We start from the raw sequence: 21,964 nt of genomic DNA on the forward strand, positions 1-21,964 counted from the left end.
TCGCTTACATCCGATAATCTTGCAGCGGCCGTGCTGACTCTCACTCTGTGCGCGAGTGTTTCTGGATCATGTCAGGCTGCGTTTAAGCTCGGCAATATGCTCCGGGCCGATCCCACAGCATCCGCCAATCATACTGGCTCCTCTTTGTTGCCAATCCTTGGCCCACTGCAGGTAACCCCAAGGATCTAGGTCTTCACGCAGTTCATCCAGGCCGTCATTGGCCGTCGCCTCTTTCGGTTGCGGCGGGAAGGCATTGGCGTAGACACCAATCGCGATATCAGCGCCCAAACGCTTGATAATCGATTGCGCCACATCCACTGCAGCACCGATCACCTCCGGCTGGCTACAGTTGAACAACAGCGCAGCCACGCCCATTTTTGCGCCAACTTCGATTGCCTCAGCCACGGTCTCACCGGACCGCAAGCGAGGCACACCGTCGACGTCTTCATCTTGAAGCGTGAAGGATACCCAGAACGGTTTACCGTCAGATGGCAAATGAGCATGGATCGCCTGCACTTCGGCAAGCGAACTTTGAGTCTCTGCCAACCACAGATCCACGTGCGCTCCCAAGCCTTGAAGCAGAGGCGTAAGAACCTCTGCCACGCGCTCCGGCTGGAACAGGTCAGGCCGATAGGAGCCGAACAACGGCGGAAGAGAACCCGCTACCTTGACCGGGTGGGCGCTTGCGTCAGCAGCTGTGCGTGCCAGTTGACCTGCGATCGAGGCCAGTTTTAATCCCTCGTTAGCAAATCGCTCTTCCCCGATATGAAAGGGAACAACTGCATAACTGTTGCTGGTAATAACTTGAGCACCGGATTCGATAAACGCTGTATGCACGGCAACTACCACTTGCGGCGCTTCGCTCAATGCAAGAGCCGACCACTCGGGTTGCCTGAAAGGTGCGCCACAACGTTGCAACTCCCGCCCCATACCACCATCAAGAATAACCATTGATCGTTCCTTCATGTCACTTCTCTAAGTTTGAGACGTGTAGCTGATTAATAAGTGCAAGCGCCAAAAAATGATCCAACATCCAGAGCGCGTCACCTTTTGAATATCCATTCACCGCAGTCACTGGCTTGCTGGTGAAGGGATCGGCTTACCGCTGATTTACGAACCCTTTGCCGTAATGGCGCTCGAGGCGGTTCTGGAGCAACTCCAGACCAATCGACATCAGCCAATAGATAACCGCTGCGGTCGTGAGCATTTCGATATAGCGATAAGACGAACGCCCATACGACTGCGCCAGGAACATCACTTCCCAGACGCCCATGACCGAAATCAGGGAGGAGTCCTTGAGCATTGAAATGAACTGACTGGTTGTCGGCGGAATAATCGTGCGCATCGCCTGGGGCAGGATGATGTGCAGAAAAGTCGCTGTCGGCGAAAGCCCCAAAGCCATCGCAGCTTCACGCTGACCGGGGGCTACCGCCATGATCCCGGCGCGGAAAATCTCGCTGAGGTAAGCGCCGTAATTCAGCGACAAGGCAATGATGCCCGCGCTGATTGCACCTGGAACAACACCGATCTGGGGCAGGCCCAGGTAGATCAGCAGGATCTGGATCAGCAACGGAGTGCCGCGAAAAAAAGACGCGTAGAAGCTCGCGATCCCAAAGGCCACGGCACTGCGCGACAGGCGTGCGAGCGCGGTCACAAAACCGAGCAGCAATGACAACCAGATTGAGCAGAAACACAGAAATAACGTCAGCGCTGCGCCTTGCAAGAAACCGTTGGGGCCCAGATGCCAGCCCACCAGGTTCGGCAATTTATCCAGAATGATCGATAACTTCAGGTCGAAGCTCATGAAAAACATGACGCACAAACCGAGTAAAACTGCCCACGTGAGATAGAGCCGAGTGCGAAAACCGAACCGTAGGCTCAAACGACGCGGCTCGGTCTTGGCAATTAAATTCGTCTTGGCGGGGTGTGGATTGTGAGCTGTCATTGGCTGATATCGGCACCGATCCACTTCTGCGAAATCTTGCTCAGTGTGCCGTCGGCTTTAAGTTGAGTAATGGCTTCAGTCACCTTGGCGCTCCACTGCGGGTCGCCCTTTTCAATCGCTACCACATTGGGCTCTGCATACAACGTGTCGCCGGTAATCTTGAAGCGGGGATCCTGGGCAATGCGTTCACGGGCCGTGATGAGATTGGTGACCATGGCATCCAGACGCACTCCACTGCCCAGTGCCAAGTCCTGGAACGCCACGGTTTCATTGTCGTAGGGGGCAATCTGCACGGTATCGAACGGATATTTCAAAGGTTTGTCTTCTGCGCCCTCAATCACCAGGTCCTTGTTCAAATAAGCTTCATAGGTCGATGCGCTGATCACACCGATTTTCTTCCCTGATAAATCCTTGCCTTCGACGATAGCGTTGTCTTTGGCGTTGACCACGATGACCGCTGGCGACTGGTAATACTCGACCGGGAAATCGAATACTTCAGCACGGGCCTTGCTTGGGGTCATTGAGCAGACGCAGATGTCATAACGCCCACTCCAGCGGCCAGCAGCAATCACATCCCAGGACGGTGTTTCCAGCTTGAGTTTTACCCCTAGTCGTTGCGCTACGGCCTTGGCGACATCAACGTCAAACCCGTCCAGTTGGTTCTGATCGTTGAGAAATGAAAATGGCGGATAGCTCTCCATCAGAACCCCTGTCATCTCCCCTTTTTTAGTCACACGATCCAGGGTGGGCCCAGCAAAAGCGGTGGCACAGGTTGCGAGCAAAGCCAGGCCAAAGGGTAAGAGCGCTATTGTTTTCAAAGACCAATACTCCAATCATTTCAAAGTCATACGAATAGATTAAAACGTACTATAAATCCTATTTGTACTGATTTAATGGAATAACACCCTAGCTTTGAGCTATATCGAACAGTTGCTCCCGACATGCCCGCATGTGCCGGGCCACCCCGCGTGCGATCCGAAGCGAGTTGAGATGCCCTCTCCCGTAAGGCAAAATCAGGCGACCTCATTACCCGAGAACAGGAGTTTACGGATGCCATTTCCATTGACGGAACATAATGCCTTGCTAGCCTTGAAGGGCGTCGGACCGACCGTTATCGCTCGCCTTGAGCAGATGGGCATTGACTCGCTCGCGGTGCTCAGCGAAGCCAACACCACTGACATCCTGGCTCAGGCATCGGCAGCAGTGGGATCGACTTGCTGGAAAAACAGCCCCCAAGCCAGAGCGGCGATTAACGCAGCCATTCAGTTTGCAAAGGACTCTCGGTCGAGCACATCAGGTGCGTAAAGCTGATCGCTTGTTTCAGTTGGTAAATCTGATTCGTGTTCATCAGCCAATCTCTGCTGAACGGCTGGCTAGTCGAATTGGTGTTTCCGTTCGCTCAATCTATCGATACATCGACGACCTTTCTTTCAGTGGGATCCCAATCTATGGCACCGCAGGAGTGGGATATGCCTTGGATGCCGATTTTGAGATGCCACCTTTAACGTTGAACAGACTCGAACTGGATGCGTTGATGCTAGGGATGGAAATGCTCTCAGCTTGCGCCGATAACGATCTAAGCGCTGCAGCACGTATGTTGTTGAGCAAAATCTCGGCGTCCAGTGCCCTTCACACGGTTGATCCCTGCGCTGCAAAAATCAGGGCACTCGGAACAACGTCTTCTTCGACACGTGCCCATCTGGCAACCCTGCGAAATGCCATCGAAAACACTCAGGCGCTGAAAATAACGTATACCCGCTTGGACGGTTCGGTTTCGCAGCGCCTCATATCCCCCCTTGGACTGTTCTATTGGGGAGGAAAGTGGACCGTTGGAAGCTGGTGTAGTACCAGAGCGGCATATCGTGATTTTCGGGTCGATCGCATAGCCTCCATTGCTATTACTCAACAACCATCTCCCAACAACCCGGCCCTTGATCTACAAGCGTATATGAAGCACCAGGCAAGCCAGTGGAAAGCGATCACCACTACTGACACAACGCTGTCAGTATGAGCCACTGATAATCGGGACTCCTCAACACACAGAAGGCCGTCCCTATGCAGCGCTCATCTCATGTACTCGAATTAGCCATTTTCAAGGTCAAACAAGAATGCATTGAACAAATACCAGTGCTCCGCGCAGGGCTTCGCGAAACGTTAAAGAGCTTTGCGGGTTTGCTCGAGTACCGAGCCTACTGCCCTACGAGCGACGACCGAATATTCGCGGACCTGGCAATGTGGGACAGCCTTGAGAACGCACAAAAAGTGGCAAAGGCGTTCAACGATGGAGATCCGAGATTCTCTGAGTATATGTACGCTATTGAAAATCTGACGTTCATGAGCCATCTAGCGCCAGAGGTGAGTTGATGACCTGGGATGGCATCGATGAGTAAGGCGAAACAGTAATGTTGATCATTCATCACCTGCACGGCCTTGGCCCAGGCGGCTCTTCACCATTTATAACTCCTGCGCAACACGACTTCGTGAAATCTGAAAACGTGTCGCGGAAACTTGAGTTGGCTTGGCTACGATAATCGATGCGGATCTGTCGCGACCATTAAACGGATCGAATATGGCTACGATTATTTTCACAGTGTGAAGACCAGCGCCCAGCTGCAGCACTTGCCTTACTCTGCAGGTCACAAAGCTTCTTGTAGGCTTCGTCGTCTGCAAGGTCGGGTGCGGTTTTCATGTAGTCGTCGACGGCCTTGACCTTATCTGCAAAATCGTCAGAAAGACGTTCGGCCTCCAAAAAATAGGCTTGCCTGTTCATTATTCTGCTCCTTGAGCCGACCCGGTGCCGGAGCAAAATAAATACTCCATCTAACAGTAAATTGCCACCAGCGTACTATCGCGCTCGGTCACGGAGAGCAGAATCAGGCCGTTCGAAACTCGACCGTGAGATGGCTGACCTCGTGAACCGGCTTAAGACGCTCACGAATGCTGTCGGCGTTCGCAGTGCCCTCACCAAGGACGCTGACGATAGCCGCATGGGCTTGCGGCCCAATCTGCCAGACGTGCAAGTCCGTAATGGTTGCATCCCCCGGAGTCTCAACCAGTTCACGAATTTCCTCGGCAACGTGCGCATCAGTCTGATCCAGCAGCACACCTGCGGTGGCCCCCATCAAGGTCCATGCCCACCGCGCAATAACGATGGCGCCGACGAACTCGACCTGGTCAATTTGGGTTTTGAAGGCGTTATTCCAGCCGATACTGGTCGACCTGCTTACCACCCCGCAATCTTGCTGAAGCTCTATATCTACGGCTATTTCAACCACATTCAGTCGAGCAGACGCCTTGAACGAGAAGCCCTCTGACGTTTTCACACACTCTGGGCCGGAAGCGGTCACTGGAATGCGCCTGGAAAACGAGTTGATTCAATGGGCATCAGAAATGACTGTGAGTGCAGATACGAAGGCTGATATCTTCCCCGCGCACTAAATCGGGTCCAATCGACGCTGATCCATCAAGGAGGATAAAAATAATGAAAATATCATTCATCGCTACGCTAGGAATCTTGTCGCTAATTCAAACACCACTGTCCTTCGCGGATAATGTTAATGGGAAAAATCTCTATTTACAGCGATGCTCCATGTGCCACGGATTAGATCTCAAAGCAACAGGGCCATTGGCTAATAAAAGCAATCCTGCTACACCTGATCTAACAACTTCTGCTTTCAAAAAACGATTAAATGATTATCCGGGCGTGATTGTATCATCGATAATACTTCGCCCAAATGGAGACTTGATTCCAAAGACGTTGCGAGAGAATGGTGTAAAGCTATCGCCGTATTCATGGGGAATTAAAGATCTACGCGATTTAAATCAATACATGAATGGAATGATTTCAAAAAATCGATGATTGTTGAGTTGAGAGGCATGCACAGAAACCCAAGAGCCATTTCAGGTTTGAGGGCTTGTGGGTGACCTCCAACTAATCAGGGCTGCAATCCACCTCACAAAACTTCAGGAGCGATATACGTCAAATGCGTGAGCGAAAGGCAGCACGATTACTAGTTATAAGCCCCTCTCGAGATGTTCTGCTTTTCAAGTTTCTCCATAAAGATGGAGCTTTAGCCGGTAAAAATTACTGGGCCACCCCTGGCGGTGGTCTTGAGGACGGAGAAACATTCCACGCCGCTGCAATACGTGAACTGCGTGAGGAGACTGGTATTCAAGTCAACACTGTTGTAGGGCCTGTGGCAGATCGGAGGTTTTCAATGCTCCTGCCCAGCGGCGAGACGGTATTCGCCGTTGAGCAGTATTTCGTTGTGCACGTGGACAGCCAGATTATCTCTAGCTCCGAATGGACCTTACACGAGACTCAGGTCATGGCAGATCATCACTGGTGGTCCGCTCTTGAGCTTAGATCTACTGGAGAAACGGTATGGCCAGAGGCGTTAGTGGAGATGCTGGTAGATGCAGCTGTCTTCACACCGGGGGCGTAACCGTCACCGCGAATCCATATGCGTTTTTACACACCCGGGGCCAGAAGCGGACGTGCAACAAAAATGTAAGAGGCTGCCTAATACCCCTGTTCAGTGCATTCACGTCAAATCACATTCTATGCATCAACCTCTCACATCCCTATCTGCAGAAGCGCTGACTATTTTTGGGGGAGCAATGCGATCATTTGATCAAAGGACGTAACCGAATATCTTCCCTCAAGCTTTTCTAAAGTGGGCATTTTGGAAGGAAACCCAAATCGCACTCTGCCGGGAAGCACTTCGTCCATAGATGCGTACCAGGTTAGCAAAGCCTGTTGGAGGCGCACATGAAGTTCGAACTTGCTCCGTCGGCGGGTAGTGTCTGCTTTGGCTCGTTCTCGCGCGAGCATCGGATCTATGCGGCCAACAATGTAACAGTCAGCAAAACCAATACGCCCTTGTGCGATCGTTTCTCTTGTGGCTTCCAACTCTATTTGCCAGTCGTGTTCGCTCGCCTCGCCGATCTGCCAAAGACACCAAATGTAGTGGAGTTTGAGAGGGTCACTGTCACACATAGCCCACGAAGAAATATCTTCCATGGCCAGCGCCGTTTGCCAGCGATCCACGTTTCGCTCTGCCCAAAAACGTGCAGCTCCAAATGAATCCTTTATCCGATCCGGTTCGTTTTCAAAACGACCGTTTTCAGCAATAACATGCTGCCCTCCATGCTTGGCGCACCAGGTGGTTTTCCCGCTGGCACTGATCCCCTCAACAACCAAAATCATCGTTTGACTACTCCGTTAGTTGCGCATCCTTGTAGTCTCCAAACATCTGGATGCTTGGAGACTCTTGATCATCTGCACATTATGACTGGCAGGAGCTTTAGGCAGAAATCCAACGGGGCGCTAGCAAACGACAAACCGTGACCTACCAGGTAGGTTTTGCGCAGCTTCACCTCCCTACCTGCACAATGAAGTGGCTATCTGCTGGAAAACTGCGGCCTTGATGCTAAATAATTGGTTCTGAAACCAACATCTATTCTCAATGCTCAGGCTCCCAGCGACGGAACAGCACGCTGGCGTTAACTCCACCGAACCCAAAACCATTTGAAAGTGCATGAGTAATTAACATCTCTCGTTTAGTAGGACCGACCAGATTGAGCCCGTCGGCCAACTCATCGGGATGAGTCAGATTCAGTGTGGGTGGCGCGACCTGGTCTCGAAGTGCCAGAACGGTGAAGATCGCTTCAATGCCTCCAGCCGCTCCCAGAAGATGCCCGGTGGCGGATTTGGTCGCGCTGATCGCCACGCTGGAGTCAGTCCCGAACAACGAGCGGATGGCTGCCAGTTCGCCCCTGTCACCGACCGGTGTGGAGGTGGCGTGCGCATTGATATGCTGCACCTGGGCAGGGCTAACAGCAGCCTGGCGCAACGCCTGCTCCATGGCGCGTCGTGCACCACCGCCGTCCGCTGGGCCTGCCGTCAGGTGATAAGCATCGGCGCTGGTGCCATAGCCGACCAGCTCCGCCAGGGGCTTGGCACCGCGCGCAAGGGCGTGCTCCAGTGTCTCGATCACCAGCAACCCCGCACCTTCGGACATAACGAAGCCGTCGCGATCACGATCAAAAGGGCGTGAAGCCTGCTGCGGGTGCTCGGCAAAACCTGTAGACAGCGCGCGGGCCGCCGCAAAGCAGCCCAGTGTCACTCGGTCGATTGCAGCTTCGGTGCCCCCGCAGAGGGCGATGTCTGCCTCACCACTGCGGATGATTCGTGCCGCATCGCCGATGGCCTGCACCCCGGCCGCACAGGCGGTTACAGGAGCGCCGAGCGGCCCTTTGAAGCCGTAGTTGATGGATATGTGCCCTGCCGCCATGTTGGCTAGAAAAGACGGTGCAGTGAACGGCGACAATCGACGGGGGCCGCGTGTATCGGTGGTTCGTACAGCATCGGCAATCACGCCAAACCCACCGACGCCCGATGCAATGATCGTTGCCGTCCGTTCCTGCTCCGCGGCCATTGTGGGCTGCCAACCTGCCTGTTCCAGTGCTTCGTGGGCGGCCACCAGTGCAAACTCGATAAAGCGGTCCATCTTCTTGCGGTCCTTGGCCGAAATGATTCGCTCCGGATCGTAGCCAGCGATGGCATCCTCCTCCAGAGACGGCACCGGACCTCCTGCGGTAACGCCCGTACCCTCGGTGATATCGCCTGGCAAGTTACGGATGCCGGAACGGCCAGACAGCAACCTGCTCCAGACTTCTTCTGCTCCGCATCCCAGAGGCCCGACTATTCCGACGCCTGTCACTACGATTCGCTTTTGAGCTTCGAGATTAATCATTGAAACCTCTTTGTTTTTCAGTCGACGCTGGTAAAAAGCAGCGCGCTAATGCCTAGGATCAAACCTCTACGGCGAGAGGACGGTGGGCGTTTTGCCTGAAGCCTCAGGGCGGATCTTGAACCAGATGGAGTACATCGCCGGCAGGAACACCAAGGTGATGATAGTCCCCACGAACGTTCCCCCGATCAGTGTGTAGGCCAGCGTCCCCCAGAAAACAGAGTGCGTCAGGGGGATAAACGCCAGTATTGCCGCCAGCGCCGTCAGCAGTACCGGACGGGCTCGCTGTACCGTGGCCTCGACCACTGCGTGAAACGGATCCAGCCCTTGTTGCGTGTTGTGATGGATTTGCCCAATCAGAATCAGCGTATTGCGCATCAAAATGCCTGAAAGTGCGATCAGGCCGACCAGGGCATTAATGCCAAATGGCTGCTGGAAGATCAGCAGGGTCGGCACCACGCCAATCAACCCAAGTGGCGAGGTAAGGAACACCATGACCATCGCCGAAATCGACCGGACCTGCACAATGATGATCAGCAGCGTCAAGGCAATCATGATCGGGAAGAGTGGCAACATCGCCTTGCCCGCCTTGCCCGACTCCTCGATTGCCCCCGCCTGCTCGATCCGGTATCCGTCAGGCAACTGATCGATGACCGGCTGCAATGCCTTGATGATCACACTCGACACATCAGGTGGCTGCAGACCTTCGGCGATGTCACCTCGCACGGTGATGGTCGGCGTGCGATCACGACGCCGCAGGATCGGATCCTCCATTCGCACATCGACCTTGCCTACCTGAGACAACGGTAGACGCTGGCCTGCAGCCCCCACCAGCGTAAAGCCTTCAATTTTTGCGGGATCGAGGCGGATATCACCCGCGGCCCGCCCGACCACCTGTACCGAACGAATGTCCTCGCGAACCGCGGTGATGGGCACTCCGCTCAGCAAAAATTGCAGTTGCTGCGCCACTGAACTGGACGTCAGCCCCACCGCCTCCAGGCGATCCTGATCGAGAGTGAAATGCAGCGTCGGGGTCAGCGGGCCCCAGTCTGTGTTGACGGTCCTCATCATCGGGCTCGACTGCAACACGTCCTGCACCTGCCCCGCTATCTCACGCAGTTTTGAGGGGGCAGGCCCCATGACCCGGTAGGCAACCGGAAATGGCGAGTACGGGCCAAACACCAGTTGAGTCACCCTGATACGCGCTTGCGGGGCGAGCCCCTCAGCGGCAGCCGCTCTGAGGCGGAACTTGAGGGCCTCGCGCTGCTCTTGGCTGTCGGTCAGCACTACAATCTTCGCGAACGACGGATCAGGGAGTTCCGGCGCCATCGCCAGATAAAAACGCGGCGCACCCTGGCCGATGTAGGACGTAACGATTTTTGCCTCATCCTGCTTTTGCAGCCAGGCCTCTATAGAGCTGGTAGTCGCGCGGGTCTGTTCAATGGCGGTTCCATACGGCATTTGCACTTCAATCAATACTTCGGGACGGTCCGAAGTTGGGAAAAACTGCTTTTTGACCACGCCCATACCCAGGACAGCCACGACAAAAGAAACGATAACAGCCCCGGCCACCAGCCATTTACGCGCGATAACATGCGTCAAAAGCTGGCGAAAACGATTGTAGTTAGGGGTGTTGTAGATTGCCCCGTGACCACCCTCGACCTTCTTGATATCCGGCAGCAGCTTTACCCCCAGGTACGGGGTAAAGACTACCGCGACCACCCAGGAGGCAATCAGGGCAATGCCTACGATCCAGAACATGTTGCTGGTGTACTCGCCCGCGGTTGATTGCGCGAAGCCGTTGGGCATAAAACCGATAGCCGTCACCAGCGTACCGGACAGCATCGGAGCGGCCGTATGACTCCAAGCATAGGCGCACGCTTTGATGCGATCGTAGCCCTCCTCCATCTTCACCACCATCATTTCAATGGCAATAATGGCGTCATCGACCAGCAGCCCAAGCGCCAGAATCAGCGAGCCTAGGGTAATACGGTCAAAGCTCTTGCCAGTGGCCGCCATCACCACAAACACCACGGCCAGCGTCAACGGAACAGCCGCTGCGACCACAAAGCCCACGCGCCAGCCCATGCTGAGGAAGCACACGAGCATGACCACGAGCAGCGCAACGAAGAACTTGACCATGAACTCGCCCACGGCCGAATCAATATTTACAGATTGGTCGGTGACCTTGGAGAGCGTCATGCCCAAGGGCATGCCTTGGTTGATCTTGAGCGTTTCGGCGTCCAGTGCCTTGCCGAGTTCAAGGCCATTCCAGCCCTCACGCATCACGATCCCCAACAACAGCGCGTCTTCACCATTGTTACGCACGAGAAAGGTTGCGGGGTCTTCATAACCGCGCTCGATGGTCGCCACGTCAGAGAGCTTGAGCGTACGCCCCTGAGCCGTAATGGGCGTGTCCCGAATTTTCTGTAACGTATCGAAGGCGCCCTCCAGCCTGAGGAAAACCTGCGGCCCTGCGGTATCGATCGAACCGGCAGGCGTGAGCACGTTCTGGCTATTGAGGGCAGCAAAGATATCCTGAGGAGACACGCCCAAGGTGGCCAGCCGATCATGGGCAAAGGAGACAAAGATACGCTCGGGTTGCTCCCCGATAATGTTGACCTTCTTCACCCCCGGCACATGTAAAAGGCGCTGGCGCAACAACTCAGCATCACGCACCAGCAACCGCTGCGGCTCGCCCTTGGCTTTGAGGGCGAAAAGAGCAAATGTCACATCCGAAAACTCGTCGTTGACCATTGGCCCGATGACACCTGATGGTAACTTTCGGGCTTCATCGTCGAGCTTTTTGCGCGCTTGATAGAACTCCTCCTGCACCTGCGCGGGTGGCGTGCTATCGAGCAGTGACAGCATCGTGAAGGCGAGACCAGGGCGGGTGTAGGTTTCCGTGCGGTCGTACCACTTCAATTCTTGCAGGCGTTTTTCCAGTGGCTCAGCTACCTGATCCTGCATTTCCTGCGCAGTTGCGCCCGGCCAGGCGGTAATGACCGTCATCTGCTTGACCGTAAACGGAGGATCTTCTGCGCGCCCCAGCTGGAAGAACGACAGAGTGCCTGCAACGGCGATCAGAAAGATCAGGAATACGGTGATTGAGCGCTCGCGAACGGCAAGCGCGGATAGATTAAAGCGCCCCTCGCTCATGGACGACTCCCCCCGGCGGTGGTGTCATCCAGTTGAGGCAACCTCACCTCGTCACCCTCGCGCAACAGATGTGCGCCCAGCGCCACGATCTGCTCGCCCACCTTTAGATCACCCGCGACGAGCGCAAAGTCGTCGCTCAATCCCAAGACCTGAACAGGTCTCCAGACCACCTTCGCAGGTGTACCGGCGATCACCCACAGGCCAGTGCCTTTGCCAGGGTCATAAACGGCTGCGATCGGCACTTGCATCGTTTGCCCTTGCGCGGCGCCTTCAGCGATTCGAAGAGTAACGGTCGAACCTATTGGTGCATTGGCCAGCGCCCCCTCAAGCACATACCGCGCCTCAAAGGTGCGGGTCATACGGTCAGCCGAGTCGGACAGCAGCCTTAACTTCGCGGTAACAGCCCCCGTGATGTTGCCATAAAGCGTCGCTTGCGCAGTGGAGCCGGCTGCGGGGCGCAATGTCTCGGGCAGATGCACGATGGCTTCGCGCTGGCCGGCCCGCGCCAGACGAAGCACGGGCTGCCCGGGGCTGACAACCTGCCCCGGCTCGGCGAGGGTCTCCACCACAACGCCATCGGAATCGGCAGACAGCACCGCATAACCAGAGGCATTGCGGGCCACATCAGCCTGCGCTTCAGCGGCGCTGAGTTGCGCCTTTGCAGAATCCGCTGCAGCTTTGATCTGGTCGTAAGCCGATGCAGAAATAGCGCCTGCGCCGACCAGGTCGCGATATCGAGCTTCATCATCTGCTGTCTGCTTGGCTCGAGCCCGAGCAGCCATGACCGACTCTTGTTGTGCACGCGCCTGCAAGCCCAGATCGATTGGGTCGAGGCGCATAAGCGGCTGACCACGTTTAACGGTCTGACCGGTGTCAACCAGACGCTCAAGTACCTTGCCTGATACCCGAAACCCCAGGTCGCCCTGGACACGGGCAGCCACTACACCCGTGAATGAACGTGAGGTGTCGGACGAAGCCTGAACAGCAACGGACCTCACCACAGGGGCCAACGTGCGCGGATCTTCAGCAGTGGATGAATCACCGCACGCTGTCAGGACGAGAGGCAGCAAGAAAACGGCAAAGGGGAAAGGTCGAAGCCGGCGCATAGGTTCCCTTATTTATAGATATGACGAGTGACATATTCTCAGTCTAGTGACCATATGTGTCAACGGTCACGTTCAGCAGGACCTATGAGAATTAATGATAACCGCCAATATTACTGCTGATGCCGGGATATCCCCCACTACCCTAAGGAAGCGTTAATTGACAGATTGTGACCAATAAGTAATATGGTCACATATCATCCTCTGCTTAAGGAACCTCAATGCCTCCCCTCCGTCCAATTGCACTTTTGGTCAGCGCCGGCGTAATGGCAGGTTGCGCGGTCGGTCCGGATTACCATCGTCCAGACGCTCCGCTTTCGAATCGTTACGTGGGCCATGCTTGCCTCGAACAGTGCCCTGGAGCGACGCCGACTGATCTTGTCGCTTGGTGGGAAGGCTTTGGTGACCCCTTACTGACCGCGCTCATCTCCAAGGCTCTTGAGCAAAATCTGGACCTGGCGCAGGCCTCGGCGCGAGTCACGCAGGCGCGGGCCGGACTAGGTGCCGCCAATGCCGCCTTACTGCCCTCGGGGAATGTCAACGGCCAAGCCGCGCGCGCCTACCAATCACTCGAGACCCCACTGAGCCAGGTGCTCAATTCAACACCTGGCTATGATCGGTACGCAAACGCCTACGAGGTCAACCTCAATGCCAGCTGGGAGGCCGATGTCTTTGGCGGCCTGCGACGCGGACGCGAGGCCGCTCTGGCCGAGTACCAGGCGTCCCGGGCTGGCGTCGCGGCCACGCGACTGGCCATCGCCGCACAGACCGCGGACGCCTACATCACTGTCCGGGGATTGCAGGCCCGGCTGGACATTGCGAGTCGGCAAGTCAACACGCAGCAGGCGTTGCTAGAAAAAGTCCTGTTGCTCCACGCCAAGGGACTCAATGCTACCTATCAGGTTCATCAGACCGAGGGCGCGCTGTCACAGGTCCAGGCGACCGTGCCGGTCCTGCAGGCCGGGCTGGAGGCTGCCATGAATGCACTGGATGTCATGCTCGGCACGCCGCCAACCACCCTCACCGCAGGCGAGGCCTCTCTAAGTCAGGCTCGAGTATCGTCGTTCATTGCCTATCAGAAGGGCACGGCCAGCCTGATCGATGTCCTGCACGCGGATGAGACGATGCTCCAGGCCTCCGATGCTCGGGCGCAAGCGCGAACAGAATCGGCACTCGCGGCGGTTGCGCTATTCAAGTCACTCGGAGGTGGCTGGCAACCATGGGATGTCACGGTGACGAGTCGATAGGAAGATCGCTGATTCTGGTAGCGCGCAGACTGAACGCCATGACTCGCTTCTTTGCACAAACGATGCGAGCCAGGCGTAAAGGGCATATTTAAATGCCGATAACAGCATTCAACTAGAAACGGTAACTCACAGAGGTACCAAGCCCGCTTGCACTGTTCTTGTAGTGTGCACTGTAGGCACCTTTGGTCGGCGAAGTGTCGTTGACCTGTACGCTCTCCTCCCACAAGTAGGAGTAAGCCACATCGATCGTGAGATTGTCCGCCGGAGTCCAGCCAGCACCGAAGCTGATGACCTTCCTGTCGCCCGTAGGAATGCGCGGTCCACGATGGGTGTTATTGGTGGGTGACTGATCCACCGAAAAGCCTGCGCGAAGCACCCACTCTTTATTCAGCGCATAAGCAGCGCCGATAGCGTGTGCCCACGTATCGTGCCAATTTTGCTCTTCGGTAATCGTGCCCAGCGAGCCGCTCAACGCGGGGGGTAAACCGGTGTTCTCGATGGTTAAGTCTTTAAAGCGACTCCAGCGAGTCCAGGTGCTCCCCATGTAGAGGGTCCAGTCATTATTGAGCTGATGAGTCATCGAGAAATCCACTGACTCCGGGGTATCCACTTCCAGCGAAGCGTCATAACTGCGGCCGCTAACCCCCAACACGCTAAAGATGCCGTCAGTGACCTTGGTCTTGGCATCCAGTTGATAACTGACCTTGGAGTGGTAGGTCATACCCAGGCGGGTTCGGTCCGTAGCCTGCACCAAGATACCGGCGTTGAAACCAAGCGCAGTGTCGTCACCCGTGCTTTTGAGTTTTCCGTCATTACGACCGGGGCTAAGTGGATTGAGCACCATACCCGTCAGCTCACCACTGATGTGATTGATGGTCGGACCGAACCCAATCGATACTTTATCGTTGAAGGCAAAGCTGATGGTGGGCTGGAACGTGAGGGTCGTGACCTCGCTTTTGTTGGCGTAGTAGCGCCCGGCGAAACCGCTGCCATAGTCAGTCATCAGACCAAAAGGCACATAAAAACCCACACCGAACGCCCAATGCTCATCGATGGGTTTGACGTAATATCCCATCGGTACGGTAGTGGTGGGCACCATGTCGCCGTCTTCCTGGCCGCCGAATGTACTCCGGGTGTGGCTGATGTCGGACTTGGCGAACAGAGTCGCTGCTCCCACGCTGACCTGCTCTCTTTTCAAACGAGACATGCCCGCCGGATTACCGAAGACCGTACTCGCGTCTTCAGCGGCGGAAGAGCGACCGGCAAACCCGGCCCCCATTCCACTGATGCTTTGTTCGTTGAGCGCGAAGCCGCTTGCAAAAGCGCTTGAAGATGCGAGCACAACAGCAATGCCAAATGGGGTCTTGAGCGCTATTTTTTTCATTGTTTGAACTCTATGGGTATCACTGAGATGAAGCATTAGAAGCGGTGAACACCCATATTCATTCAAGTGACCAAATCAGTCAATGGTCACAAAACAAACAAATAAAATACCCTCCTACTGATAGAGAAGGACTCAGTGAAAAGCCGGCTGATGAGCTGTCGCTTACCCGGGTATGCAGTGAACCTTCAGCCGAAGATCAAGGCATCAGGCTGCGCAAGATCAGGTTGCAGGTGAGCGTGGGAGCCTCCTCGACGAAATCGAGGTTGTACTGCAGTAGCAAGGGGTTGACGAATGGTCGCAGGGCGAGATGTATCGCTTCAACTGTCTCGTCCAGCGGAGTCTTGCGTTCAAACTCGCCGATCTCTCGCCCTTCCCGCACGATTTGCAACACGAAGTGTTTGATACGTGCGTCATAGGCCTGTGAACTCGGCCAGCTCTCAGACGCTGCAAACGCTGCTATGTCATAGAGTTTTCGGTCGTTGAAGAACAGATTCACGCCTGTGGCAATCACAGTTTTGACCAAGCGTCGAAAGCGCTCCGTCGGCGACAGGTTCTCTACATTGATAGCGTGTTCCACAGCCGCGACGATTTCTGCCAGGCAATTTGAGCAGATGGCTTCACCAATCGCCTGCTTGGAATCAAAAAATTTGTAGATGTAAGCCTTGGAGAAACCGATGGCCTTGGCCAGGTCGGAAACCGTAGTTTTACCGTAGCCGTATTGGCTGAAGTGCTGGTTGGCCGCCGCGACAATTTGATCGCGAATGTCGTGATCGGCCGGGCCACGGGAGCTGGGCGAAGATATTGATGGCTGATTCATGGGGATAGCTTACTCACCCTGTCGAGGACTTACAAATTGTGACCTTTAGAGTACATAGTCATAAATCGAACTTTCTGGAACCACCGTAGTTCGGGATGAGAACGGGCTGACGCTTGAGTCATCGAACGGGTCGTATCAGCGCTCAACACGTCCATCGTCGCTAACCCCACGTGGGTCCATGCCATTGACTTCGTGCTGGTGACGAAGCTCAGCCCAGTCGATGAGGGCTGTCATGGCCGGGCCGAGTGCATGGCCCAACGTTGTCAGCGCGTACTCCACCCGCGGAGGCACCTGCGGGTATACGGTGCGCCGAATGATGTCGTCTTGCTGAAGCCCTTTCAACTGCTGAATGAGCATTTTCTGCGTAACATCCGGAATGAGCCTTTCCAATTCAGAGAACCGAAGCGGCCGGCCTTTAGCGGCCATCAGCTCATTGATAATCACAATTTTCCACTTACCCTCCAAAACACGAAGCGTAGCGTTGATTGCGGCCGACCAAGCCTGTCGCCGTAAAGGGTTGTCACACTCCCACTTGCGCTCCATCAATACTTACCTTTTGGTGGGTTACAGACAAAAACGTTGGTTCTTGCGACTACTGCAGCATAAATCATAACGTATGCAGACTTTGAATCCCTGGAGGCGTTATGAAAATCGCAATCGTTGGTATTGGATCTATCGGCTCAACCCTAGCCCGCAAGCTTGTAAGCGCTGGTCACGAAGTCAGTGTGGCCAACTCTCGGGGAAAAGAGGCAGTAAGGGCTTTTTCCGCGGAAGTAGGGGCCGCTCCTTGCGACTTGAAAGATGTCTTCGACGGCGCCGATGCGGTGATTCTTGCCATCCCCCTACCGGCCATGACAGCTCTTCCCAAGAACCTGCTGGCTGTGTTGTCATCCTCGACTCCAGTGGTCGACACGAGCAACTACTACCCAGGTTTGAGAGACGAGTGCATCGACGCTTTGGAAAATGGTCAGACAGAGAGCATCTGGGTTAGCGAGCAGCTTGGTCGACCGGTGATCAAGGCATTCAATAACATTCTGGCGTATTCGCTGGAGCATCTTAGTAAGCCAAAAGATGCGGAAAACCGCCTGGGAGTCGCTGTTGCCGGTGACGACGCAAACCATAAGCGCCTCGTAATGCAACTTGTCGATGCCGTTGGATTTGATCCAGTTGACGGTGGCCGTCTCGAGGCCTCATGGCGCCAGCAACCCTGCACACCAGCGTACTGCTGCGACTACACCGCAGATGAAATGACTCCCGCGTTAAATGCCGCCGTGAAGGGTGCCGCAGCTCAGAAACGCGAGGCGTACAACACACAAATCCTGACCTTATTCGCCAAAAACCCTTCTCATAATGAGGTGGTTGAATTCAATCGAAACTTCAACGCGGCGGGCTGAACTCCTCGTTATTAATCCAACTAGCATCCATGCTTTTTAAGCGGTTACAAGCAACTAATTTTATCAGCTATAACTAGCTTATAAAACTCCACTGGCCATACACTTTCAACTAGCCACAACCGGTACCTTTGCGCATAGATAAACAGTTTCTTAAACACTAATCCTCGTTACACGCGCAATGTCATCCTTGAATGAGCGGATTATACGAATCTACGGTTTATTCCCAATGTTTGACTTAGTGCCTGAGACCTCTTAAATGTAAGCCTGACAAGCCTGCAGAGCGATCAGTCCATGATCGCCTTCACCGGTAATTCCGATAACTCGTTGAGCATGCACTGGGTCAAGTCGGGCTCTATGGGCGTCATGAACCACACCGCAGGTCAACAGTAGCAAGGCGATCACGCAGACGTGCCTGCTTCGTTTTCTCATCGGTAAGGGCTAGGTAATGGGCTTGGTCGCTGGCTGCCAGCCACTGCTCCAGGGCGAAGTGCTTGCCCTGCTCCGCCAGAATTTGCGCGGAATTGAGATTGGCCAGATTTGTGCGTTCGGTTTGGTGGGCGGTTTCCTTGACCCCAAGGAGCGCCAATCAGAGTCGCGCTCTGCTGGTGGACATTTTCAATCATGCCGCGTCGGAAGGGCTTGTGTCCGGACAACCCCGCATCGAGCACCATCCACCGTATCGAGAAGAAGCAACGAAAACGCCATACCGTGGAAGGCCTGAAGGCGGTCAGGGAGGTGGCACCACCCTGGCTGCGCAACGCCATCGACTTGGCACTGATCACTCTCAGCGGCGCTCCGACATCCTGGACATGCGCTTTGATGGCGTTCGGATGGGTTCTTGTACCTGGTACAAAAGAAGACAGCCAAAGCCAGTGATACAGCGTGGATTCGTTTCAAGGTGACTGACGAACTGCAGACCGTCATAACCCGCTGCCAGGACAATATCGCTTCCCCCTTCTTGATTCATCGCAAGCCGCAACGACTGCTGCACAAGCAGGCGCAGACCAAAGAGCACTGGACGAAGGTTGAAGATCGCTTTCTAAAGCGCACTTTTGTGAAGGACTGCTATCGGCCCAGAGTGTGTAAAAAGGCCTTCGCGAATACTTGCCACTATTCCTGAGGATTTCATCGCAGGAACCGCCCATGAAGCGCTTTATCCAAGGTGAATACTGACGACTACGTCAGCGATACCAATCCGGTGAGCGCAGTCGACGTCTTTGTCGACGAAGTCTATCTGGTCAAACGGGGTTTTGAAGGCGTCATACCGGCAGAACTGGCCGGTCTGCTTAGCATCCCGCGATTCTCCTGAAGACCTACATCTACGGCTATCTGAACCGCATTCAGCTGGGCTGAGAAAGCAACCCCACAATACTGCGGCTTTGCCGTAGCACTGTGGGGTTGGTATGACAGCGCCTACACAGTCCCGAAACGCACCTCCACCGACAGGCTGCCCAGGTTATCGCTCAGACCAGCTCCGTAATGTCCGTCCAGGTCGTCATTGATGCACAATTGCAACTCCCCCTGCTGGGCACGCGGCAATTGCGCCTTATTGCCGACCAGGAACGGCACGCCGCTGTTGCCGATACGCCCGATCAGCGCTCCTTCCGGTTGACCGGGCAAGGCATAGCCGGGCTTGGCTATAAACCCTGGGTTGCCCGCCGCGCTGACCATCCCGGTGGCCGGGTTAGCCGTCCACTGCCCACCGGTGCACATCGCCAGTTGCCAGTTCTGCCCGTTGACCTGTACGCCGGTGCCCTGCCAGGCTTGGTTGGCCTGCACCTGCACGGTACGCTTGAGTAGATCGCTGGCGACCACGTCGGCGGCCTGGAGAGTCAGCGCGGTGATGGTCAAGGTCGGGTTGGCGGTGCCGGTGGCGGGGAACACTCCGTCGCCGACCAGGAACAGGTTGGGGTGGTCCCAACTGCGCTGGTCCTTGTCCACCACCGACTTAGTGCGGTCCGAGCCCATGCGGTAGGTGCCCATCAGGTGGCCAGCGCCGAAGAACGCGTAGTTCTGACCGTCGTAGTTGAACACCGTTTGCGAGCCGGGCTCGATCTTAGGGTTCAGGTCGGTCAGTTCAGTGGCGCCCATCAGCTCGGTGATGATATGCGTGGCGGCCAGGCGCGCCTGCTTGAAGCCCTCCTTGGTGTAGTCGGACAGTTCGTAGGTTATCTGTGGCCGAGGCAGACCCAAGCCGTCGGTGAACTCCATGGTCCTCTCCACCCGGCACAGCGCATTGTCGGGGTCTTTCTCTACCTGCTCGATCAAGAAGCCCAGACGGAACTGGCGGGTCAGCACGCTATTGAGCTGCTGCACCAGCATCTTGCCGGACAGCGCCAGCTTGTTGGGGTTAGCGCCGCCGTTGTTGGTGCCGTCGATGAAATCGCAAACCGAGGTGTAGGGATCGTTCACCGACCAGTTCCAACCCTCGTTGCCGATCTCGATACGCCAGGCGGCACGCTGGCTGCGGAACGGGCCATCGCGCATGTCCTCGATCCCCGAGGTGGACAACGGCCCGCGGAATGGGAACAGCGGCTTGCCTTCGGGCATCAGGCCCCAGGCCAAATACACCGGGTGGTCGGCCAACGCCTGGCCGACTTGGCCGCTGCTGTTGGCGACCCCTTTAGGGCTGTTCGGGCCGATGGAGTTGAGCAGCAGCTTCGGGGTTTCGATCGCGTGGGCGGCGATCACGTAGCGCTTGCCCTGGGCCGTGCCGTTCTGGCGCGGGCCATTGTTCTGGTACTGGATGAAATCGATACCCGTGACCCCATTGCTATCGACCTGCACCTGGCTCGCCACGGCCTGGTAGAGGATGCGCACGTTGCCGGTATCCAGTGCCTTGGCCATGGTCACGGTGGCATCGTACTTAGCTTGGATCGGGCAGATCGGCGTGCAGCTGGTGTTGCCGGCGCACACCCGGCGGCCGTTGTCGCTCTGCGAATTGCGCCCGGCCGGGGTCTGCCGGACGTTGAGGGTGACACCTGGGTACGGCTTGCCATCGGGCGCCTTCTCCGGGCTCTGATACACCGTGCCCGTGACGTTCTTGCCCAGGCCCTGGTCGACCAACGACATCGGGATGCCGTGCATGCTGTATTCATAGCTCTGCGGGAAGGTCACGCCCAGGTAGGTCTGCGAGGCGACATCGGCGGACACGCCCATCTCCTCCTCGGCGCGGCAGTAGGCGGTCTGCAGATCGTCGTAGCTGATCGGCCAGTCGACCCCGACGTTGTACGCAGTGCGCATGCGAAAGTCGTTGGGCAACAGACGCAGGGCAGTGCCCATCCAGTGCCACATGGTGCCGCCGCCTACCCGCTCGTAGGTGCTGGCGAACAGTTGCGGCCCCTTCTGTACCAAGTAGCTCTTCTGCACCTTGTTCGGGTCGGTGCTGCCGGCAGTGATCAAGTCCTGGATAGTCGCTCGCGGGGCGAACTGCGTGGCCGGGGTTTGCTCGGTCTGCTCCGGTGGGTATGGCGACTCGGGCGACTTGAGCACGGCGGTGTAGAAACGCTCCAGGTATTCGCTGCGGTTAGGCGGAATCGCCGGGCCCGACTCGAGCACCAGCACTTTCAGGCCGGCCAGGCCCAACTGATAGGCCATAACGCTGCCGGCCATGCCGGCGCCCACGACGATCACATCGGCAGTTTCGATGTTCTGGGTTTGTAGATTGTTCATGGCTGCTGCCCTTCCTTGGCGTCGACACCGGTGAATTGCTTGAGGGTCGGTGGCTGCTCGGCCCAGTAGCCGAAATGGTACTGGCTGTAGCCCATGGGGTGGGATTGGGCGATCTTCCACGCCCAGCTTTCCTTGTAGGCCTGGTCGGAGACTACGAGGGTGTCACCCGTGTGGGCGTTGTCTTGATCATAAGGCTGGTACCAACTGCCAAGCAGCCACAGCTTCATGATCGAGCGGGCGCCCTGGGCGATCTGCGGGTTCGAGTTGCCGAGCACGGCGCTGGCGATTTGCGCAGGCTGTTGGCTCTCGATGCTGGCGTACAGATCCAGCAGGTTGCTGAACGCTGCGGTGCCCATGCCTTGCTGGGCAGTGGTGAAGAACAGTGGCGGCAGGTTGATCGGGTCGACGGACGGCGCGAGCAGGTCGGCCGCAAGGCCGGTGAGTACGGCAGACAGGTCGATGAAGTTCTGCAGGTTCGGGTCACTCAT

At 56.1% G+C, this 21,964-nt stretch carries 19 protein-coding genes and 5 pseudogenes; 9 read left to right on the forward strand and 15 right to left on the reverse strand.

What is annotated here, in order from left to right; genetic code table 11:
* Positions 1-66 precede the first annotated feature (66 nt).
* The 3 genes from V6L79_RS18100 to V6L79_RS18110 all read right to left on the reverse strand — a co-directional run bounded on the left by V6L79_RS18100 (position 67) and on the right by V6L79_RS18110 (position 2,763).
* A complete protein-coding gene (locus V6L79_RS18100; protein ID WP_338579295.1) occupies positions 67-951 on the reverse strand; it encodes a homocysteine S-methyltransferase family protein in 885 nt (294 codons plus the stop codon).
* Positions 952-1,099: 148 nt separating this feature from the next.
* Positions 1,100-1,945, reverse strand: coding sequence for an amino acid ABC transporter permease (locus V6L79_RS18105; protein WP_321836844.1), 846 nt, complete (start codon positions 1,943-1,945; stop codon positions 1,100-1,102).
* Complete coding sequence (locus tag V6L79_RS18110; protein ID WP_405046601.1) at positions 1,942-2,763, reverse strand: ABC transporter substrate-binding protein; 822 nt, start codon at positions 2,761-2,763, stop codon at positions 1,942-1,944. Before V6L79_RS18110 ends, V6L79_RS18105 begins: the two co-directional genes overlap by 4 nt.
* Before the next feature lie 232 nt (positions 2,764-2,995).
* On the opposite strand from V6L79_RS18110, the gene V6L79_RS18115 reads away from it, so the two are divergent.
* Together V6L79_RS18115 and V6L79_RS18120 are read left to right on the forward strand one after the other, a co-directional pair.
* Positions 2,996-3,250, forward strand: a complete 255-nt coding sequence (locus V6L79_RS18115; protein ID WP_261738713.1) for a helix-hairpin-helix domain-containing protein — start codon at positions 2,996-2,998, stop codon at positions 3,248-3,250.
* Positions 3,243-3,956, forward strand: a complete 714-nt coding sequence (locus tag V6L79_RS18120; RefSeq protein WP_261738714.1) for a YafY family protein — start codon at positions 3,243-3,245, stop codon at positions 3,954-3,956. Before V6L79_RS18115 ends, V6L79_RS18120 begins: the two co-directional genes overlap by 8 nt.
* A 543-nt stretch (positions 3,957-4,499) precedes the next feature.
* On the opposite strand, the gene V6L79_RS18125 is transcribed toward V6L79_RS18120, so the two are convergent.
* Both V6L79_RS18125 and V6L79_RS18130 read right to left on the reverse strand, forming a co-directional pair.
* On the reverse strand, positions 4,500-4,715 hold the full coding sequence (locus tag V6L79_RS18125) for a hypothetical protein (RefSeq protein WP_261738715.1): 216 nt from the start codon (positions 4,713-4,715) through the stop codon (positions 4,500-4,502).
* Between the two features lie 103 nt (positions 4,716-4,818).
* Positions 4,819-5,106, reverse strand: a pseudogene (locus V6L79_RS18130) (cation transporter); the annotation flags it as partial.
* On the opposite strand from V6L79_RS18130, the pseudogene V6L79_RS18135 reads away from it, so the two are divergent.
* From V6L79_RS18135 to V6L79_RS18145, 3 genes and pseudogenes are all read left to right on the forward strand, one after another.
* A pseudogene (locus V6L79_RS18135) lies at positions 5,038-5,253 on the forward strand (transposase); the annotation flags it as partial. The pseudogenes V6L79_RS18130 and V6L79_RS18135 overlap by 69 nt on opposite strands.
* 173 nt (positions 5,254-5,426) lie before the next feature.
* Positions 5,427-5,804 (forward strand): cytochrome c, encoded by a 378-nt coding sequence (locus V6L79_RS18140; protein WP_261738716.1) that lies wholly within the window; start codon positions 5,427-5,429, stop codon positions 5,802-5,804.
* A gap of 124 nt (positions 5,805-5,928) precedes the next feature.
* Positions 5,929-6,390, forward strand: coding sequence for an NUDIX domain-containing protein (locus V6L79_RS18145; protein ID WP_321833729.1), 462 nt, complete (start codon positions 5,929-5,931; stop codon positions 6,388-6,390).
* Positions 6,391-6,548: 158 nt separating this feature from the next.
* Here the strand turns inward: V6L79_RS18145 and V6L79_RS18150 are convergent, their stop codons facing one another.
* The 4 genes from V6L79_RS18150 to V6L79_RS18165 form a co-directional block, all read right to left on the reverse strand.
* Positions 6,549-7,154 (reverse strand): hypothetical protein, encoded by a 606-nt coding sequence (locus tag V6L79_RS18150; protein ID WP_338579297.1) that lies wholly within the window; start codon positions 7,152-7,154, stop codon positions 6,549-6,551.
* Between the two features lie 256 nt (positions 7,155-7,410).
* Positions 7,411-8,703, reverse strand: a complete 1,293-nt coding sequence (fabF, locus tag V6L79_RS18155; RefSeq protein WP_338579298.1) for a beta-ketoacyl-ACP synthase II — start codon at positions 8,701-8,703, stop codon at positions 7,411-7,413.
* Between the two features lie 66 nt (positions 8,704-8,769).
* Complete coding sequence (locus V6L79_RS18160) at positions 8,770-11,859, reverse strand: efflux RND transporter permease subunit (RefSeq protein ID WP_338579299.1); 3,090 nt, start codon at positions 11,857-11,859, stop codon at positions 8,770-8,772.
* Positions 11,856-12,965 (reverse strand): efflux RND transporter periplasmic adaptor subunit, encoded by a 1,110-nt coding sequence (locus V6L79_RS18165; RefSeq protein WP_338579300.1) that lies wholly within the window; start codon positions 12,963-12,965, stop codon positions 11,856-11,858. Before V6L79_RS18165 ends, V6L79_RS18160 begins: the two co-directional genes overlap by 4 nt.
* Positions 12,966-13,183: 218 nt before the next feature.
* On the opposite strand from V6L79_RS18165, the gene V6L79_RS18170 reads away from it, so the two are divergent.
* Positions 13,184-14,209, forward strand: a complete 1,026-nt coding sequence (locus V6L79_RS18170) for a TolC family protein (RefSeq protein WP_338579301.1) — start codon at positions 13,184-13,186, stop codon at positions 14,207-14,209.
* Between the two features lie 112 nt (positions 14,210-14,321).
* Here V6L79_RS18170 and V6L79_RS18175 read toward each other — a convergent pair whose 3' ends face one another.
* The 3 genes from V6L79_RS18175 to V6L79_RS18185 form a co-directional block, all read right to left on the reverse strand.
* Positions 14,322-15,593, reverse strand: a complete 1,272-nt coding sequence (locus tag V6L79_RS18175; protein ID WP_338579302.1) for an outer membrane protein transport protein — start codon at positions 15,591-15,593, stop codon at positions 14,322-14,324.
* Positions 15,594-15,789: 196 nt separating this feature from the next.
* Positions 15,790-16,410 (reverse strand): TetR/AcrR family transcriptional regulator, encoded by a 621-nt coding sequence (locus V6L79_RS18180; protein WP_338579303.1) that lies wholly within the window; start codon positions 16,408-16,410, stop codon positions 15,790-15,792.
* A 135-nt stretch (positions 16,411-16,545) separates the two neighbouring features.
* Positions 16,546-16,953: a helix-turn-helix domain-containing protein gene (locus V6L79_RS18185; RefSeq protein WP_321836830.1), complete on the reverse strand. Its 408-nt coding sequence runs from the start codon at positions 16,951-16,953 to the stop codon at positions 16,546-16,548.
* Positions 16,954-17,054: 101 nt separating this feature from the next.
* On the opposite strand from V6L79_RS18185, the gene V6L79_RS18190 reads away from it, so the two are divergent.
* Positions 17,055-17,804 carry an NADPH-dependent F420 reductase gene (locus V6L79_RS18190; RefSeq protein WP_261738726.1) on the forward strand — a complete coding sequence of 250 codons (750 nt, stop codon included), beginning with the start codon at positions 17,055-17,057 and terminating at the stop codon, positions 17,802-17,804.
* A gap of 252 nt (positions 17,805-18,056) precedes the next feature.
* Here V6L79_RS18190 and V6L79_RS18195 read toward each other — a convergent pair.
* Positions 18,057-18,390: pseudogene (locus V6L79_RS18195) on the reverse strand (hypothetical protein).
* Here V6L79_RS18195 and V6L79_RS18200 point away from each other — a divergent pair.
* Both V6L79_RS18200 and V6L79_RS18205 read left to right on the forward strand, forming a co-directional pair.
* Positions 18,368-18,858, forward strand: a pseudogene (locus V6L79_RS18200) (integrase); the annotation flags it as partial. The pseudogenes V6L79_RS18195 and V6L79_RS18200 sit on opposite strands and share 23 nt — an antisense overlap.
* 89 nt (positions 18,859-18,947) lie before the next feature.
* A pseudogene (locus V6L79_RS18205) lies at positions 18,948-19,148 on the forward strand (IS5/IS1182 family transposase); the annotation flags it as partial.
* Positions 19,149-19,217: 69 nt separating this feature from the next.
* Here V6L79_RS18205 and V6L79_RS18210 read toward each other — a convergent pair.
* Together V6L79_RS18210 and V6L79_RS18215 are read right to left on the reverse strand one after the other, a co-directional pair.
* A complete protein-coding gene (locus V6L79_RS18210) occupies positions 19,218-21,476 on the reverse strand; it encodes a GMC family oxidoreductase (RefSeq protein ID WP_338579304.1) in 2,259 nt (752 codons plus the stop codon).
* Positions 21,473-21,964 (reverse strand): sorbitol dehydrogenase, encoded by a 492-nt coding sequence (locus V6L79_RS18215; RefSeq protein WP_261738728.1) that lies wholly within the window; start codon positions 21,962-21,964, stop codon positions 21,473-21,475. Before V6L79_RS18215 ends, V6L79_RS18210 begins: the two co-directional genes overlap by 4 nt.

Origin of the sequence: Pseudomonas sp. ML2-2023-6, from assembly GCF_037055265.1 — a bacterium.
GTDB classification, from domain to species: Bacteria; Pseudomonadota; Gammaproteobacteria; order Pseudomonadales; family Pseudomonadaceae; genus Aquipseudomonas; species Aquipseudomonas kulmbachensis.